The organism is Streptomyces sp. NPDC031274, from assembly GCF_055570235.1.
In genome coordinates, this window is sequence record NZ_JBVIHP010000248.1 from 292 (window position 1) to 1,367 (window position 1,076).

The window sequence follows — 1,076 nt, forward strand, 5'->3', positions numbered from 1 at the left end:
TCGTGAAACGGTCCGGTCCGGCAGGTAACGGGGAGGGTAGGCATCGTGCTTGCTACAGACGGGCGCGGGGGTACGGGGTCGTCATCTGACGCCGACCTCAAGCGGGGGCTAGAGGCGCTGAAGACCTTTCGTCGGCGCGTCAACACGCTGCTCACGGAGTTCGAGGGTTCGGCGGGCGGTTCGAGCAAGGTTGGGGTGCACAAGCTCTCCCGGGGTTCCTTCAGCGGTGCAGGCAGCGCCTTTCCGGCGGCCGATAGCTTGTACGCGCAATATGACCAGGTTCACGAGCGGCTGACCTCGCTCTCCAAGATGCTCGGCGACCAGATCGACGCCATGAGCATCGCGGTGCATGGCGCGGACGTCGGCTTCGACAACCTTGACGAGGACCTGAGGCAGCGTTTCTGGGCGATCCAGACCAGGGTTGACCGCGACGAGGCTGCCGCTCAGCGCGAGAAGGACGGCATGCCTGATTCGCCCCGTAGCAATGGCGACGCCGGCTCTGACTCCGGGTGGCGCTGATGAGCTTCGAAGGCCACCGCCTCAACGACATGATCGACTTGGTCGAACAAGCAAACCCCGCAGATCTGGAGAGCGCGGGCGAGGCCCTCAAGAAGGCCCGCAACGCGATTGCCGCGGCCGCCAAAGAGCTCGGCGAGCACATCGATCGCGTCGACTGGGAGGGGGCGGCAGGGGAGGCGTTCCGCAAGTGGGGCAAGAACCTCGTCAGGGACACGCATCTACTCTCCGACTTCGCTGACACCGCCGGCGTTCAGATCGCTTCGGCCGGCGCGGGGCTGGCATCTGTCCGTAGCTCCATGCCGCCCAGGGACCAGCGCGCCGATCCGAAGATGGTCGAGGACATCCCCACCCCCAAGCGGGTGGACGGCAATGCGGAGTACGACGCCGCGGCCAAGGCGGAGAACCATCGCCAAGAGGCGATCAACCAGATGAACCGGTTGTCGTCGTTCTACCAGGTGTCGCAGCACTCGATGGCCGGGCAGGAGCCGCCTACGTTTTCGGCTATGCCGGATGTGGGGATGCCGAAACCGGAAGCGGGCTTTGTCCCCGGTGGGGGC

At 65.7% G+C, this 1,076-nt stretch carries 1 protein-coding gene and 1 pseudogene; both read left to right on the forward strand.

Annotated elements, in window-relative coordinates; genetic code table 11:
• Positions 1-45 precede the first annotated feature (45 nt).
• Positions 46-519 carry a hypothetical protein gene (locus tag ACZ5CR_RS45380; RefSeq protein WP_468869588.1) on the forward strand — a complete coding sequence of 158 codons (474 nt, stop codon included), beginning with the start codon at positions 46-48 and terminating at the stop codon, positions 517-519.
• Positions 519-1,076, forward strand: a pseudogene (locus ACZ5CR_RS45385) (hypothetical protein); the annotation flags it as partial. The gene ACZ5CR_RS45380 and the pseudogene ACZ5CR_RS45385, both read left to right, overlap by 1 nt.